This is a genomic window from Acidovorax sp. ST3, from assembly GCF_003231145.1.
Classification (GTDB): Bacteria; Pseudomonadota; Gammaproteobacteria; order Burkholderiales; family Burkholderiaceae_C; genus Acidovorax.
Window position 1 is genome coordinate 450,299 of sequence record NZ_QKVP01000001.1, and the last position, 15,409, is coordinate 465,707.

The 15,409-nt window shown below is 64.1% G+C and carries 13 protein-coding genes; 5 read left to right on the forward strand and 8 right to left on the reverse strand.

Annotation, left to right across the window (positions count from 1 at the left end):
* The first annotated feature begins 72 nt into the window (after positions 1–72).
* The 5 genes from DNK89_RS02080 (at position 73) to DNK89_RS02100 (ending at position 5,669) form a co-directional block, all read left to right on the forward strand.
* Complete coding sequence (locus tag DNK89_RS02080; protein WP_015014124.1) at positions 73–264, forward strand: DUF2892 domain-containing protein; 192 nt, start codon at positions 73–75, stop codon at positions 262–264.
* A 65-nt stretch (positions 265–329) separates the two neighbouring features.
* On the forward strand, positions 330–695 hold the full coding sequence (locus tag DNK89_RS02085; protein ID WP_015014125.1) for a carboxymuconolactone decarboxylase family protein: 366 nt from the start codon (positions 330–332) through the stop codon (positions 693–695).
* Between the two features lie 140 nt (positions 696–835).
* A complete protein-coding gene (locus DNK89_RS02090) occupies positions 836–1,372 on the forward strand; it encodes a molybdopterin-dependent oxidoreductase (RefSeq protein ID WP_110958701.1) in 537 nt (178 codons plus the stop codon).
* A gap of 27 nt (positions 1,373–1,399) precedes the next feature.
* Positions 1,400–4,486 (forward strand): response regulator, encoded by a 3,087-nt coding sequence (locus DNK89_RS02095; RefSeq protein WP_110958702.1) that lies wholly within the window; start codon positions 1,400–1,402, stop codon positions 4,484–4,486.
* Positions 4,479–5,669 (forward strand): two-component system response regulator, encoded by a 1,191-nt coding sequence (locus DNK89_RS02100; RefSeq protein WP_110958703.1) that lies wholly within the window; start codon positions 4,479–4,481, stop codon positions 5,667–5,669. Before DNK89_RS02095 ends, DNK89_RS02100 begins: the two co-directional genes overlap by 8 nt.
* A gap of 25 nt (positions 5,670–5,694) precedes the next feature.
* On the opposite strand, the gene bioB is transcribed toward DNK89_RS02100, so the two are convergent.
* From bioB to scpA, 8 genes are all read right to left on the reverse strand, one after another.
* A complete protein-coding gene (gene bioB, locus DNK89_RS02105) occupies positions 5,695–6,738 on the reverse strand; it encodes a biotin synthase BioB (RefSeq protein WP_110958704.1) in 1,044 nt (347 codons plus the stop codon).
* A 354-nt stretch (positions 6,739–7,092) separates the two neighbouring features.
* Positions 7,093–7,482 carry a phosphopantetheine adenylyltransferase gene (locus tag DNK89_RS02110; RefSeq protein ID WP_110958705.1) on the reverse strand — a complete coding sequence of 130 codons (390 nt, stop codon included), beginning with the start codon at positions 7,480–7,482 and terminating at the stop codon, positions 7,093–7,095.
* Positions 7,483–7,572: 90 nt separating this feature from the next.
* On the reverse strand, positions 7,573–7,938 hold the full coding sequence (locus tag DNK89_RS02115; protein WP_238990664.1) for a hypothetical protein: 366 nt from the start codon (positions 7,936–7,938) through the stop codon (positions 7,573–7,575).
* Between the two features lie 30 nt (positions 7,939–7,968).
* A complete protein-coding gene (locus DNK89_RS02120; protein ID WP_370220790.1) occupies positions 7,969–8,439 on the reverse strand; it encodes a VOC family protein in 471 nt (156 codons plus the stop codon).
* A 110-nt stretch (positions 8,440–8,549) separates the two neighbouring features.
* The gene (locus DNK89_RS02125) at positions 8,550–10,598 is read right to left on the reverse strand and encodes an acetyl/propionyl/methylcrotonyl-CoA carboxylase subunit alpha (RefSeq protein WP_110958707.1); all 2,049 of its coding nucleotides are present in this window, start codon (positions 10,596–10,598) and stop codon (positions 8,550–8,552) included.
* A 21-nt stretch (positions 10,599–10,619) separates the two neighbouring features.
* The gene (locus tag DNK89_RS02130) at positions 10,620–12,152 is read right to left on the reverse strand and encodes an acyl-CoA carboxylase subunit beta (RefSeq protein WP_015014134.1); all 1,533 of its coding nucleotides are present in this window, start codon (positions 12,150–12,152) and stop codon (positions 10,620–10,622) included.
* Positions 12,153–12,187: 35 nt separating this feature from the next.
* The gene (meaB, locus tag DNK89_RS02135) at positions 12,188–13,216 is read right to left on the reverse strand and encodes a methylmalonyl Co-A mutase-associated GTPase MeaB (protein WP_110958708.1); all 1,029 of its coding nucleotides are present in this window, start codon (positions 13,214–13,216) and stop codon (positions 12,188–12,190) included.
* Complete coding sequence (gene scpA, locus DNK89_RS02140) at positions 13,213–15,381, reverse strand: methylmalonyl-CoA mutase (protein WP_110958709.1); 2,169 nt, start codon at positions 15,379–15,381, stop codon at positions 13,213–13,215. The genes meaB and scpA overlap by 4 nt, the downstream gene beginning before the upstream one ends.
* Positions 15,382–15,409 lie beyond the last annotated feature (28 nt).

The following is a 15,409-nucleotide window of genomic DNA, read 5'->3' on the forward strand; positions in this document are numbered from 1 at the left end:
GCATTCCGCGTTCGCTGCGCTTGTGCAAGCAGGGCCCATCCCGGGCCACAACCTCAGAGCAAGGAAATCATCATGAACATCAACGTAGGAACCGTGGACCGCGTGCTGCGCGTCTTGGCAGGCCTGGTCCTGATCGCACTGGCCGCCACCGGCACGGTGGGCTGGTGGGGATGGCTGGGCGTGGTGCCACTGGCCACCGGCCTGTTTCGCTTCTGCCCGGCTTACACGCTGCTTGGCATCAACACCTGTCCCATGAAGAAATAAACCGCCGACAGGCGCCGGCACACGCAGAGTCCGGTGCCCTCAAGGCACCAGCAAGGAACCATTCCATGAGTACGTTCGACCACACCAGCCTGATCCAGGGCATCAACGAAAGCCTGGCCACCTTCCGCAAGGCCCAGCCTGACGCCATGCGGGGCTTCGCGCAGCTTGCGCAGGCCTCGATGGCGGAAGGGGCGTTGACCAGCAAGCACAAGGAGCTGATTGCCCTGGCCATCGGTGTCACCCAGCGCTGCTCCGGGTGCATAGGTTTTCATGTCAAGGCGCTGCAAAAGCTCGGTGCTACCCGCGCAGAGCTGGAAGAAATGCTGGCTGTGTGCGTTTACATGGGCGGCGGCCCGGCACTCATGTACACGGCCGAGGCCCTGAAGGCCTGGGACACCATGGCTGCCGCAAGCGCCCCCGCCGCAGCCTGACGCAGCGGCCCTGCCATCCGTCCGCCGTCGTCGCGCGCTCGACAGCCCGGCGGGCCATCCGTCCAACCGCTGGCGATAAATCGGTTTACATTTTGGGCATCTATCCGCGAGACTGTTGCCAAAACAGGAGGGGGGTGTCCATGCAATCTCATTGTCGTCATGGGTTGGAACGGGTGTTGTCCAAGGCATGGGCCGCAGGGATCATCGGCGCGGCATTGCTGGCCGCGAGCAACGTGCTGGCGCTGGAGCCACCCACCGGCCCCGTCATCCTCACCATCGACGGCGCCATCACGCAGACCAACCGGGGCCCGCAGGCGCAGTTCGACATGAAGATGCTGGAGAAGCTGCCGCAGCACAGCTTCTCCACCCAAACCCCCTGGTACCCCAGCGCCGTCACTTTCACAGGCCCCCTGCTCCGCGATGTGCTGGCAGCAGTGGGTGCCAAGGGCACCAAGATCACGGCAGTGGCCCTCAATGACTACAAGACGGAGATACCGGCCGACGACGCCACCAAGCACGACGTGATCGTGGCGCGCCTGATGAACAACCGGCCCATGCCCATCCGCGAAAAAGGCCCGCTGTTCATCGTGTACCCGTTTGATACCAAGGCCGAGTTGCGCAGCGAGCTGTACTACAACCGGGCGGCCTGGCAGCTCAACGCACTGCACATCCGGTAGTAGCCCTCCCCGCCCCGGCCCACCCGTATGCTGCGCAGCCAACACATCCTGCGGCTCATCATTGCGGGGCTGGTGTTGGCCTATGTGGCCATAGCGGCGGTGCAATACAGCCAGTACCGCAGTGTTGAAGCCGTCATGCGGCGCGGTGATGTGAATGCGCTGTGGTCGTTCTTGCAGCTCAATGTGGAGTATGAAAAGCTCGACCACGCGCTGCACCAGTTCGAGCTGGACCCCACCAGCATCACGATGGACAAGCTGGAGCTGCGCTACGACCTGTTCCTGAGCCGGTTCAGCGCGCTGGAAAGCGGCACCTCGCGCACGCTGATGCAGGACGAGCCCATCTACAGCACTGCGCTGGCCGCCCTGCAGCGGTTTGTGGCAGCAGGCGACAGCTACTTTGGCGCCAGTGTCGACGCCACCTCCAGCCAGACCAACATGCGGCGCCTGCGCATCGAGCTGGATGGCTTGCGCGAGACGGTGCAAGAGCTGTCGCTCAGCGCTTCGCGCGTGTCGGCCCTGCTGGGCGACTCGCGCAACGCCGAGGTCAAGCACCAGACCTTGCTGACCACCGGGCTCACCGCCTTCCAGGCGCTGCTCACGTTTTTGCTCGCTTTTGCCATGGCGCGGCAGTTCTTACAGCGCGAAAAGGCCACGGCCCAGGCCATGGCAGCGCAGAGCGAGCTGGTCGAGGCCCTCAAACGCAACGAGGAGGTGCTGGAGGCGCGTGTGGCGGAGCGCACGGTGGAGCTGCAAAAGGTCAACGCGGCCCTGCGCGAACATGAGGACGAGCTGGAGATTGCCCGCGCCCGCGCGGAGGACGCATCGCAGATGAAGTCGGACTTCCTGGCCAACATGAGCCATGAGATCCGCACCCCGATGAACGCAGTGATCGGCATGAGCCACCTGGCCCTGGGCACAGACCTCACGCCGCGCCAGCGCGACTACGTCGAAAAGATCCAGCGCTCTGGCCAGCACTTGCTGGGCCTGATCAACGACATCCTCGACTTCAGCAAGATCGAAGCCGGCAAGCTCGAAGTCGAGGTCGTGGACTTTGACCTGCGCGGCGTGCTGGACAACGTGGCCAACCTAGTCAGCGACAAATGCGCCCACAAGGGCCTGGAGCTGCTGTTCGATGTGGACCCGGCCCTGCCCGATGACCTGCGCGGCGATCCGCTGCGCCTGGGACAGATCCTGGTGAACTACGCCAACAACGCGGTCAAGTTCACCGACACGGGGGAAATCATCGTGCGCGTCACCGAGACCTCGCGCGACGACACCGGTGTGCTGCTGCGCTTTGAGGTGCAGGACACCGGCATCGGCCTGACGACCGAGCAGCAGTCGCGGCTGTTCCGGTCGTTCGAGCAGGCCGACACCTCTACCACGCGCAAATACGGCGGCACCGGGCTGGGGTTGGCCATCTCCAAGAAGCTGGCCGGGCTGATGGGGGGCGAAGTGGGGGTACAAAGCCAGCCGGGGGCCGGCAGCACGTTCTGGTTTACCGCCCGTCTGGGGCTGGGCAACCCCAGCCATGCGCCCCTGCTGCCCACGCCCGACCTGCGCGGGCGGCATGTGCTGGTGGTGGACGACAGCGAGCAGGCCCGGCACATCCTGGGCGAGATGCTGGCCCGCATGAGCTTTACGGTCACCACGGCCTCTTCCGGAGAGGAGGCCGTGGCCCAGGCCCGCGCTGCCGAACAGGCCGGCCGCCCCTGCGAGATCGCGTTTGTGGACTGGAAGATGCCCGGCATAGACGGGTTTGACACCCACCGCGCGCTCGCCCAGCTGCTTCACCCACCCCACACGGTCATCGTGACCGCTGCAGGCCGCGACGACGTGCAAAGCGAGCTAGAACGCGCCGGGCTGCAACTGATGCTGTCCAAGCCCGTCAGCCCCTCGCAACTGTTTGACGCCGCCATGCAGGCACTGGGCGGACAGGCCTGGTCGTCCGACGGGCGTGCCGCACAGGCACCTCGGCGCGCTGCACACCTTTCTGCCATTGCGGGTGCACGGGTGCTGCTGGTGGACGACAACGACCTGAACCAGCAGGTGGGTGCCGAGCTGCTGAGCGGCGCGGGCTTGGTCGTGGATGTGGCCCAGAACGGGCAGGTGGCGCTGGACATGCTCGCCCAAACCCCTTACGACCTGGTGCTGATGGACATGCAAATGCCCGTGATGGACGGCCTGACCGCCACCCGGCACCTGCGCCAAAACCCCGCCTGGGCCCAGTTGCCCGTGCTGGCCATGACAGCCAACGCCATGAGCCGCGACCGCGACCTGTGCCTGGAGGCGGGCATGAACGGCCACTTGGCCAAACCCATCGACCCGGACGAACTGTTTGCCGCGCTGCTGCAATGGATTGCCCCAAGGGCCACCGGCGCGGCTGCGGCAGACCGCCTCAACGCCGAACTTCAAGGGCAGCCAGCGGGTGACGCAGATAACCCGCAAGCACCGCCCCACACCGCCCCCGCGCCTTCTGCCGATGACGCATTGCGCCGCATCCCAGGGCTGGATGTGACCGCCGGCCTGCGGCGCGTGCTGGACAAACGCCCCGCGTACGAGGGCCTGCTGCGCAAGTTTGTGGCGGGGCAAGCACATGCCGTACAGGCCACGCGCACGGCCCTGGCCGCCGGGCAGCACGACGAAGCCCAGCGCGCCATGCACACACTCAAAGGCACAGCCGGCACCATCGGCGCCAGTGCACTCGCTGCCCTGGCGCAACAGGCGGAAGAAGCCATCGCCCAGAAGACCTCACCCGAACTGACAGAGCCATTGCTGGAGCCCGTGGAAGCAGCATGCCGGGCACTGGTCACAGCGCTGCAGCAAGCCCTGCCCGCAGACGAAGTTGCTGACGCGGACACTGGTCCTGGCCTACAGATCGACGCATCGGCTGCGCGTGCACTGGTGGCGCAGCTCGACGCCCTGCTGTCAGACGACGATTCCGACGCCATCGAAATCTTCAAGGACTCCGCGCCCGCCCTGCAAACCCTGCTCGGGCCCGCGTATGGCCAGATGAAGCGGTCGCTGGACAGCTATGACTTTGTGGAGGCACTGGCCATACTGCGGCAGGCCCCCATCGCACACCATGATTACAAGGAGGACCCGGTTCATGAATAGCCCATTCGCACCCAGCGGCAAATGCACGGTGCTGGTCGTAGACGATACGCCCGACAACCTCTCGCTGATGAGCGACCTCCTGCGCACCGACTACAAGGTCAAACTCGCGCCCAGTGGTGAGCGTGCGCTGCAGATCGTGGCAGGCGACAGCAAGCCCGATCTGATCCTGCTGGACATCATGATGCCGGACATGGACGGCTACGAGGTACTGCGCCGCCTGCAGTTCAACCCCGACACTGAAGACATCCCCGTGATCTTCCTCACCGCCATGAGCGCGGCCGAGGACGAGAGCATTGGCCTGGAGCTGGGTGCGGTGGATTACATCACCAAGCCCATCAACCCCGCCATCGTGATGGCACGGGTGCGCAACCACCTGCAGCTCAAGCGCGCGCGCGACTTTCTGGCCCAGCACAACCATTTTCTGGAGCAAGAGGTGGCCAACCGCACGCGCGCCATGGCCGAGCTGCAGGACGCCACCATCCGCGCCATGGCCTCACTGGCCGAAACGCGGGACAACGAAACCGGCAACCACATCCGGCGCACACAGCACTACATGGAGACGCTGGCCCGCCACCTGCAAAACCACCCGCGCTTCAAGGACGAGCTGACCGACGACGCCATCGAGACCATCTTCAAGTCCGCCCCGCTGCACGACATTGGCAAGGTGGGCATCCCGGACCGCATCCTGCTCAAGCCCGGCAAGCTCACGCCGGAAGAGTTCGAGATCATGAAGACGCACACCACCCTGGGGCGCGACGCCATCATCGCGGCCGAGACGGGCACCACACAGGACAACCCGTTCTTCCGGTACGCCAAGGAGATCGCCTACAGCCACCAGGAGAAATGGGACGGCTCAGGCTACCCCGAGGGCCTGGTGGGCAACACCATCCCGCTGTCTGCGCGGCTGATGGCCGTGGCCGATGTGTATGACGCACTGATCTCCGAACGCGTCTACAAGCCCGCCTACTCCCACGAGCAGGCAGTAGAGATCATCCGCGACGGCCGGGGCAGCCACTTCGACCCTGACATGGTCGATGCCTTCCTGACCTTGTCCGAGGAGTTCCGGCGCATCGCCCAGCAGTTTGCCGACGCCGAACCCGCGCGGCTGGCCGAGGTGGACCGCCTGGCCGCCGATCTGCCCATGGAACGCATCGAACTGACTTCGCGCGAAGAGCCGCTCTGAGTGGCTGTGCACTGCGCGGGGGGCCTCAAGCGCTGTGGCTGTGCCCGTCCAAAACGGTGGTCGTTGTGCGATGCCCGTTTAGCCCCAGCTTGGCCAGCAGTTGCACATCGGCATCCACATCGGGGTTGCCCGTCACCAGCAGCTTGTCGCCATAAAAGATGGAATTGGCCCCGGCCATGAAGCACAGCGCCTGCACCGCTTCACCCATCTGCTGGCGCCCGGCCGACAGGCGCACGCGCGCCTTGGGCATGGTGATGCGGGCCACCGCAATCACGCGCACGAAGTCAAATGGGTCGATAGGTTCGCTGTCGGCCAACGGCGTGCCGGGCACGCGCACCAGGCTGTTGATGGGCACCGACTCGGGGTACGGCTGCAGGTTGGCCAGCTGCGCAATCAGGCCCGCACGGTGCACCGGCGCCTCGCCCATGCCCACAATGCCACCGCAGCACACGCTGATGCCCGCGTTGCGCACGTTCTGCAGCGTGTCCAGCCGGTCCTGGTAAGCGCGTGTGCTCACCACGTCGGTGTAGTACTCGGGCGCGGTGTCCAGGTTGTGGTTGTAGTAATCCAGCCCCGCGTCTTTGAGCGCCTGCGCCTGGTGCGATTCGAGCATCCCCAGCGTGGCGCAGGTCTGCAAGCCCAGGCCCTTCACCGCACCAATCAGCGCGCTAACTTTTTCAATGTCGCGGTCCTTGGGCGCACGCCAAGCGGCGCCCATGCAAAAGCGCGTGGCGCCAGCGTCCTTGGCGGCCTGGGCGGCACGCACCACCTCCTCCACTTCCATGAGTTTTTCGGCTTTCACGCCCGTGTCGAACTCGGCCGCCTGCGGGCAGTAGCCACAGTTTTCAGGGCAGCCACCGGTCTTTACCGACAGCAGCGTGGCCAGTTCGATGTCGCCTGCAGGCCAGTGCTGGCGGTGCACGGTTTGCGCCTCAAACAGCAGGTCCATCAAGGGCTTATCGAGCAGCCCCTGGAGGGCCTCGACCGACCACTCACCCTGCACGGTCGGCGCAGGGACGGGGCGATGGATCTGGATGGGCTGGGGGGCGGATGGGGTTGCATTGGCCATGGGTGGATTCCTTTCGAGAGCCTGCTGCTGCAAGCACCAGGGATTGCATCAGCGATCACATAAAGCGCCACATCACGGTGTTCCAAAGAGCCGCCCTGCGTCGCTATCGCCATGATTTTGAAGGAGATTTTGGTGCAATTGCCCTCAACATGGTCACAAAAGGTGCCACTGTTTCTAGGCCCGTAACTGCCCCGATCTTTCCGGACAAAAACGCAGAAAAAGGCGGCCGTTGGCCGCTGTAGAGCGCACGTTCAAACGGCGGCAAAAACCGCCCGCACAACATGCTTCCAACGGGCGGCTTTGGCTTTCATCTTGCAGCAGGGGCCCGCTTGCGCGGCCCGAAGTTAGACCAAGTTAGATGCGGGCCGGGCCCGGCTCGGACCGCGCTCTGACCACAGCGCCCGCAACCAGGCACGCCAAAGCCAGCCCGTCAGCCACCACAACGCGCTGCAAATGCGTGTTGAAGCCGCCGGTGGACCACGCCAGCAGCAGGAACGAGAGAACACTGACCGCGCCCACAGTCAGCCCCAGCCACTGGTAGGCAGGCTTGAACGCCGCCCCCATGCAGATACCACCCACAATGCCAAACAGCACGGCACGGTGGCGCAACAGGATGAGGGTGTTCGGATCAGAAGGGGTCGTGCCGTAGAGGCTGGCCAGTGGCGCAGCGCCGAACACGCCGAGCAACGGAATCAGGTGGATGGCACCTGCGACCAGCAGGGCCAGAGAAGCAATCTTTTTCATGGGCAGGCGACACCAAAGACAAGGTGCCGCTGTTGTAGCCCCCGTCGGGGTTGGCGACCATGACGTGCCCGGTCATGGACGCCGCGCGGTTCAGCGCCCCAGCATCTGCTCCAGCGCCTCGCGGATGGCGCGGGGCTTGTTGACCCCATCGTCGATTGCAGAGCATGTGGGGCTGCGCTCTACCTCCGGGCCGCTGGTGCCGACCCGAGCGAACAGGCGTTCGCAGTCGCAACGCAGCGTGGCCAGCGTCTTGCGAGACCGCTGGTGTTTCACTTCCGCCACCCAGCAGCGGTCTGCGCAGCCGCAGGACCGGTACTGCAAGGTTTCCCCCGCCCTGCCCCAATCGAGCGGATAGGCGCCAGTGCCGCCTGCGGCTCCGGCCCCTTGCCCTGCCAGCGCCAACACGAGCGCACACACCCTGGTGCCGACCCGAAGCGCACGCTGCAGTGAAAACACGGAATGCACGGGAGTTGGCGATCGCGCCGTTCAGCCCAGCGCCGCAATCACATCCGCCGGGGCCTGCACCAGCTCGATCAGCACGCCCTCACCGGCAATCGGAAACTCGTCATTGCTCTTGGGGTGCAAAAACGTGATGTCGTAGCCCGCAGCGCCCTTGCGGATGCCACCGGGGGCAAAGCGCACGCCCTTGGCGGTGAGCCATTCCACAGCCTTGGGCAGGTCGTCGATCCACAGGCCAATGTGGTTGAGCGGCGTGGTGTGCACGGCTGGCTTTTTCTCGATGTCCAGCGGCTGCATGATGTCCACCTCCACTTTGAAGGCGCCCTTGCCCATGGCCAGGATGTCTTCGTCCACGTTCTCGCGCTCGCTCTGGAAGGTGCCGGTCTGCTCCAGGCCCAGCATGTCCACCCACAGCGTCTTCATCCGCTGTTTGTCGGTGCCGCCAATGGCGACCTGCTGGATGCCCAGGACCTTGAAGGGGCGTGGGGTCATGCTCATGATTACTCCTGATTTGATAGCTGCCAGCGCATATTCCTCTAGCGCTATCGGCCAAAAAGACTAAAAAAGGGGCGCAAGGCCCCTCCAGATGGGCTGTCGGGCCCTTGGGATCACTGGAATTCCAGGATCACCTGATCGACCGCCAGCGACTCGCCCTTGCCCGCCACGATCTTGCCCACCACGCCGTCCTGCGCGGCGAAGAGGATGTTCTCCATCTTCATGGCTTCGATCACAGCCAGCTTCTCGCCCGCCTGCACCTTCTGGCCGGGCTGCACCGCCACATCTACCAGCAAACCGGGCATGGGCGAGAGCAGGAACTTGGACAGGTCTGGCGGCGCCTTGAAGGGCATCAGCTTGTGCAGGCGGGCGCCCAGCGGCGACAGCACCAGCGCGTCGATCTGCGTACCGTTGTGTGCAATGCGCAGCGCGAGCGGGTTCTTGCCCACACCGCGCTCCACCTGGGCGGTGAAGCCCTGGCCGTTGCATGCGCCCTGCACCCGGATCTGACCCAGCGTAGCGTTGCTACTGATCTGATAGCTGTTGCCGCCTACAGAGACTGAGCTAGAGCCCGATTTGTCTTCAAAGTCAGAGACCGTGACTTCGTGGTGCTGGTTCTGCCCTTCGGCGCCCAGCGTCACCACCACAAACTGCTCGCCTACCTTCACCTCGTGGCCGGCCAGCTGACCGCTGATGCCCGAGGCGCGTGCGCGGTAGCGGCGGTTCATGTAGGCGGCCAGTGCCACCAGGAACAGCGGGTCGCTGTGCGGCACGTCTTCGGCGTGGAAGCCCTTGCCGTAGTTCTCGGCAATGAAGCCGGTGTTGAAGTCGCCCGTGACAAACTTGGGGTGCGCCAGCAGCGCGGCCTGGAACGGGATGTTGCTGCTGATGCCGCGAATCACAAAGCCGTTGAGCGCAGCGCGCATCTTTGCAATCGCGTCATTACGGTCCGTGCCGTGCACGATGAGCTTGGCGATCATCGAGTCGTAATACATCGGAATCTCACCGCCCTCGTACACGCCCGTGTCCACCCGCACGCCCAGCTTCTTGCTGGTGTCGGACTGGAACATGCTCTCCTCCGGCGGCTGAAAGCGCACCAGGCGGCCGGTGGACGGCAGGAAGTTGCGGAAGGGGTCTTCGGCGTTGATGCGGCACTCGATGGCCCAGCCGTCGCGTTTCACATCCGCTTGGCTCAAAGGCAGCTTCTCGCCTGCGGCCACGCGGATCATCAGCTCCACCAGGTCCAGGCCGGTGATGCATTCCGTTACCGGGTGCTCCACCTGCAGGCGGGTGTTCATTTCGAGGAAGTAGAAATCCTGGTCCTTGCCGACCACAAATTCCACGGTACCTGCAGACTGGTACTTCACGGCCTTGGCCAGCGCCACGGCCTGCTCACCCATGGCCTTGCGCGTGGCGTCGCTGATGAAGGGCGACGGTGCCTCTTCAATCACCTTCTGGTGGCGGCGCTGGATGGAGCACTCGCGCTCATTCAGATAGATCACATTGCCGTGGCTGTCGCCCAGCACCTGGATCTCGATATGGCGCGGCTCCTGCACAAACTTCTCGATGAAGATGCGGTCGTCGCCAAAGCTGTTGCGGGCTTCGTTCTGGCAACTGGCAAAGCCTTCAAACGCTTCCTTGTCGTTGTAGGCCACGCGCAGGCCCTTGCCACCACCGCCGGCCGAGGCCTTGATCATCACAGGGTAGCCAATGCCCTTGGCGATCTCCACCGCCTGCTCAGGGCCCGCGATGGCGTCGTTGTAGCCAGGGATGGTGTTGACCTTGGCCTCGTTGGCCAGCTTCTTGGACGCGATCTTGTCGCCCATGGCCGCAATCGAATGCGCCTTGGGGCCGATGAAGGCAATGCCTTCGTCCTCGCAGCGCTTGGCAAAGGCTTCGTTTTCAGAGAGGAAGCCATAGCCGGGGTGCACGGCTTGCGCGCCGGTCTGCTTGCAGGCGGCAATGATCTTGTCAGCCAGCAGGTACGACTCGCGCGAGGGCGCAGCGCCAATGTGCACGGCCTCGTCGGCCAGCTTGACGTGGCGGGCTTCCTTGTCGGCGTCGGAATAGACGGCCACTGTCTTGATGCCCATCTTGCGGGCAGTAGCGATGACGCGGCAGGCGATTTCGCCACGGTTGGCGATCAGGATTTTCGTAAACATGTTCTTATGCTCCTTGTCCGCTCACAGTGGGATGTTGCCGTGCTTGCGCCATGGGTTTTCCAGCTTCTTGTCGCGCAGCATCACCAGCGACCGGCAGATGCGCTTGCGTGTCTCATGCGGCAGGATCACGTCGTCGATAAAGCCGCGTGCACCGGCGACAAACGGGTTGGCAAAGCGCTGCTTGTATTCCGCCTCGCGCGCGGCCAGCTTCACGGGGTCGTTCTTGTCTTCGCGGAAGATGATTTCCACCGCGCCCTTGGCGCCCATCACCGCAATCTCGGCGTTGGGCCAGGCCAGGTTAACGTCGCCGCGCAGGTGTTTGGAGCTCATCACGTCGTACGCGCCGCCGTAGGCCTTGCGGGTGATGACGGTGATCTTGGGCACCGTGCACTCGGCGTATGCGTACAGCAGCTTGGCGCCGTGCTTGATGATGCCGCCGTATTCCTGGCTGGTGCCGGGCATGAAGCCGGGCACGTCCACAAAGGTGACCACGGGGATGTTGAACGCATCGCAGAAGCGCACAAAGCGCGCAGCCTTGATGGAGCTCTTGATGTCCAGGCAGCCGGCCAGCACCAGCGGCTGGTTGGCCACGATGCCCACGGTCTGGCCTTCCATGCGGGCAAAGCCGATGATGATGTTCTTGGCGTACTCGGGCTGCAGCTCGAAAAAGTCCCCATCGTCCACCGTCTTGAGGATCAGCTCCTTCATGTCGTAGGGCTTGTTGGGGTTCTCGGGCACCAGGGTGTCCAGGCTCAGGTCCATGCGGTCGGCCGGGTCGTTGCTGGGGCGCACCGGGGCCTTTTCGCGGTTGTTGAGCGGCAGGTAGTTGTACAGGCGGCGCAGCATCATCAGCGCTTCCACGTCGTTCTCAAACGCCATGTCGGCCACACCACTCTTGGTGGTGTGTGTCACGGCGCCGCCCAGTTCTTCGGCCGTCACTTCTTCGTGCGTCACGGTCTTCACAACTTCCGGGCCGGTCACGAACATGTAGCTCGAATCCTTGACCATGAAGATGAAGTCCGTCATAGCGGGCGAGTACACGGCGCCACCGGCGCTCGGGCCCATGATCATGCTGATTTGCGGAATCACGCCGCTGGCCAGCACGTTCTTCTGGAACACGTCGGCATAACCGCCCAGGGACGCCACGCCTTCCTGGATGCGCGCACCGCCCGAGTCGTTGAGGCCGATAACCGGCGCACCAACCTTCATGGCCTGGTCCATCACCTTGCAGATTTTTTCGGCATGCGTTTCGCTGAGCGCGCCGCCGAACACGGTGAAGTCCTGGCTGAAAACGAACACCAAGCGGCCGTTGATCATGCCGTAGCCCGTCACCACACCGTCGCCGGGGATCTTGTTGTCCTCCATGCCAAAGTCGGTGCAGCGGTGTTCGACGAACATGTCCCACTCCTCGAACGTGCCGTCGTCCAGCAGCAGCTCGATGCGCTCGCGCGCGGTGAGCTTGCCCTTGGCGTGCTGCGCATCAATGCGCTTTTGCCCGCCGCCCAGGCGTGCCAGCGCACGCTTTTTCTCCAGTTGATCCAGGATGTCTTGCATGGTCGTCCTTTGGTGAATGGGTTGGTGTCTACTATTTATTTGATAGCTACCAGCGCATGATTGGATTGCGCTTGGAGCAGATTTCGTGCTGCAGTGGATGCCGCAATGCGCCCGGCGGCCACATCAGCCTGCATCTGGGGCAGCAGCTCTTTGACCTGCGGGTGCTGGCGAAACGCGAGCTTGAGGCCCGCGTCGATGCGCTCCCACATCCACGCCAGCGCCTGCTTCTCGCGCCGCGTGGCCAGGCGGCCGTTGGCGGTTTGTAGCTGCCGGAACTGCGTGACGGCGGCCCAGAAGCTGTCCACGCCCTGCCCCAGCAGCGCGCTGATCTGCACGACCTTGGAGTGCCACAGCGTCTCGTCGTGGTGTGCGTTCTCGGGGTTGCCGTGTTGGCTAAGCAGGCGCAGGCTCGACGTGATCTGCGCCTCGGCCCGCGTGGCGGCGTTCTTGTCGATGTCGGCCTTGTTGATGACCACCAAGTCGGCAATCTCCATCACGCCCTTCTTGATGGCCTGCAGGTCGTCGCCCGCATTGGGCAGCTGCATCAGCACAAACATGTCCGTCATGCCCGCCACCGCAATCTCGCTCTGGCCCACGCCCACGGTCTCGACGATGACCACGTCGTAGCCTGCGGCCTCGCAGACCAGCATGGCCTCGCGCGTCTTCTCTGCGACTCCGCCCAGCGTGCCGCTGCTGGGGCTGGGGCGGATGTAGGCCTTTTCGTGCACCGACAGGTGTTCCATGCGCGTCTTGTCGCCCAGGATGGAGCCGCCCGAGACGGTGCTGGAGGGGTCGATGGTGAGCACGGCCACGCGGTGTCCCTGGCCGATGAGGTACAGGCCCAGGGCCTCGATGAAGGTGGATTTGCCGACACCGGGCACGCCGCTGATGCCGAGGCGGAACGCCTTGCCCGTGTGCGGGAGCAGCTGGGTCAGCAGCTCATCGGCCTGCGCGCGGTGGTCCACCCGCGTCGATTCGAGCAGGGTGATGGCTTTGGACATGGCGCGGCGTTGCACCGCCGCCGTGCCATGCACCACCCCCTCCAAAAGCGCCGCAGGGGTCACGCCACCGCCTTGCGAATCTGCTCCAGCACATCCTTCGCGCTGGCCGGGATGGGGGTGCCAGGGCCGTAGATGCCCTTCACGCCAGCTTCGTACAAGTGCTCATAGTCCTGCGCCGGAATCACACCACCCACAAACACGATGATGTCGTCCGCGCCCTGGTCCTTGAGCGACTGGATGATGGCGGGCACCAGCGTCTTGTGGCCCGCAGCCAGCGTACTCACGCCCACGGCGTGCACGTCGTTTTCGATGGCCTGGCGAGCGCATTCCTCAGGCGTCTGGAACAGCGGGCCCATGTCCACGTCAAAGCCCAGGTCGGCAAACGCGGTGGCCACCACCTTGGCGCCCCGGTCGTGTCCGTCCTGGCCCAGCTTGGCGATCATCACGCGGGGGCGGCGGCCCTGCTCTTCGGCAAAAGCGTTGATTTCGGTCTTGAGTTTGTCCCAGCCTTCGGCCGAGTCATAAGCAGCTGCGTACACGCCGGTCACCTTTTGTGTGTCGGCGCGGTGGCGCCCGTAAACCTTTTCCAGGGCATCGCTCACCTCGCCCACCGTCGCGCGCAGGCGCACAGCCTGGATGGACAAGTCGAGCAGGTTGCCTTCGCCGCTCTCCGCTGCTGCAGTCAGGGCGTCCAGCGCAGCCTGCACCTTGGCAGCGTCGCGGGTGGCCTTGATCTTTTGCAGGCGAGCGATCTGGCCGTCGCGCACCTTCATGTTGTCGATCTGCAGGATATCGACCGGGTCTTCCTTGGCCAGCTTGTATTTGTTGACGCCGACGATCACGTCCTTGCCGCTGTCGATGCGTGCCTGCTTCTCCGCCGCAGCGGCTTCGATCTTCAGCTTGGCCCAGCCGCTGTCCACGGCCTGGGTCATGCCGCCCATGGCTTCAACCTCTTCAATGATCTTCCAGGCGGCGTCGGCCATGTCCTGGGTCAGCTTCTCCATCATGTAGCTGCCGGCCCAGGGGTCGATCACGTTGGTGATGTGGGTCTCTTCCTGGATGATGAGCTGCGTGTTGCGCGCGATGCGGGCGGAAAACTCGGTGGGCAGAGCAATGGCTTCGTCAAAGCTGTTGGTGTGCAGGCTTTGCGTGCCACCAAACACGGCCGCCATGGCCTCGATGGTGGTGCGCACCACGTTGTTGTAGGGGTCCTGCTCGGTCAGGCTCCAGCCGCTGGTCTGGCAGTGGGTGCGCAGCATCAGGCTCTTGGGGTTCTTGGCGCCTGTGGCCTTCATGATGCGACACCACAGCAGGCGCGCGGCGCGCATCTTGGCGACTTCGAGGTAGAAGTTCATGCCAATGGCCCAGAAGAAGCTCAGGCGCCCGGCGAATTCGTCCACATCCATGCCCTTGGCGATGGCGGTCTTCACATATTCCTTGCCATCGGCCAGGGTGAAGGCCAGTTCCAGTGCCTGGTTGGCCCCGGCTTCCTGCATGTGGTAGCCGCTGATGGAGATCGAGTTGAACTTCGGCATGTTCTTGGCCGTGTACTCGATGATGTCGCCAATGATCTTCATCGACGGCTTGGGCGGGTAGATGTAGGTGTTGCGCACCATGAACTCTTTCAGAATGTCGTTCTGAATGGTTCCGGAGAGCTTGTCTTGCGAGACGCCCTGCTCTTCCGCCGCCACCACATAGCCCGCCAGCACGGGCAGCACGGCGCCGTTCATGGTCATCGACACGGACACCTTGTCGAGCGGAATCTGGTCGAACAGGATCTTCATGTCCTCGACCGAATCAATCGCCACACCGGCCTTGCCCACATCGCCCGTCACGCGCGGATGGTCGCTGTCGTAGCCCCGATGGGTGGCCAAGTCAAACGCCACCGAAACGCCCTGCCCGCCTGCGGCCAGGGCCTTGCGGTAGAAGGCGTTGGATTCTTCAGCGGTCGAAAAGCCTGCGTATTGGCGAATGGTCCACGGCCGCACGGCATACATGGTGGCCTGGGGGCCGCGCAGGTAGGGTTCAAAACCCGGCAGCGTGTTGGCATAAGGCAGGCTGGCCGTGTCTTCGGCGGTGTACAGCGGCTTGACGGTGATGCCATCGGGCGTGACCCAGTTGAGGGCGCTGACATCGCCCCCCGGTGCCGACTTGGCTGCGGCCTTGGCCCAGGCTTCCAGCGAAGACGCGGCGAACTCTGGGGCGTTGTTGGTGGGTTTGTCACTCATGGCAAAAGCTACTCCGAAGATGGCATGG

What these genes read in the sequence shown, in the direction of transcription:
- DNK89_RS02095 (WP_110958702.1), top strand. Translation starts at nt 1,400, where the DNA reads ATGCTGCGCAGCCAACACATCCTGCGGCTCATCATTGCGGGGCTGGTG.
- DNK89_RS02110 (WP_110958705.1), bottom strand. Translation starts at nt 7,482, where the DNA reads ATGAAAAAGATTGCTTCTCTGGCCCTGCTGGTCGCAGGTGCCATCCAC.
- DNK89_RS02090 (WP_110958701.1), top strand. Translation starts at nt 836, where the DNA reads ATGCAATCTCATTGTCGTCATGGGTTGGAACGGGTGTTGTCCAAGGCA.
- scpA (WP_110958709.1), bottom strand. Translation starts at nt 15,381, where the DNA reads ATGAGTGACAAACCCACCAACAACGCCCCAGAGTTCGCCGCGTCTTCG.
- DNK89_RS02125 (WP_110958707.1), bottom strand. Translation starts at nt 10,598, where the DNA reads ATGTTTACGAAAATCCTGATCGCCAACCGTGGCGAAATCGCCTGCCGC.
- DNK89_RS02085 (WP_015014125.1), top strand. Translation starts at nt 330, where the DNA reads ATGAGTACGTTCGACCACACCAGCCTGATCCAGGGCATCAACGAAAGC.
- DNK89_RS02100 (WP_110958703.1), top strand. Translation starts at nt 4,479, where the DNA reads ATGAATAGCCCATTCGCACCCAGCGGCAAATGCACGGTGCTGGTCGTA.
- bioB (WP_110958704.1), bottom strand. Translation starts at nt 6,738, where the DNA reads ATGGCCAATGCAACCCCATCCGCCCCCCAGCCCATCCAGATCCATCGC.
- DNK89_RS02130 (WP_015014134.1), bottom strand. Translation starts at nt 12,152, where the DNA reads ATGCAAGACATCCTGGATCAACTGGAGAAAAAGCGTGCGCTGGCACGC.
- DNK89_RS02080 (WP_015014124.1), top strand. Translation starts at nt 73, where the DNA reads ATGAACATCAACGTAGGAACCGTGGACCGCGTGCTGCGCGTCTTGGCA.
- DNK89_RS02120 (WP_370220790.1), bottom strand. Translation starts at nt 8,439, where the DNA reads ATGAGCATGACCCCACGCCCCTTCAAGGTCCTGGGCATCCAGCAGGTC.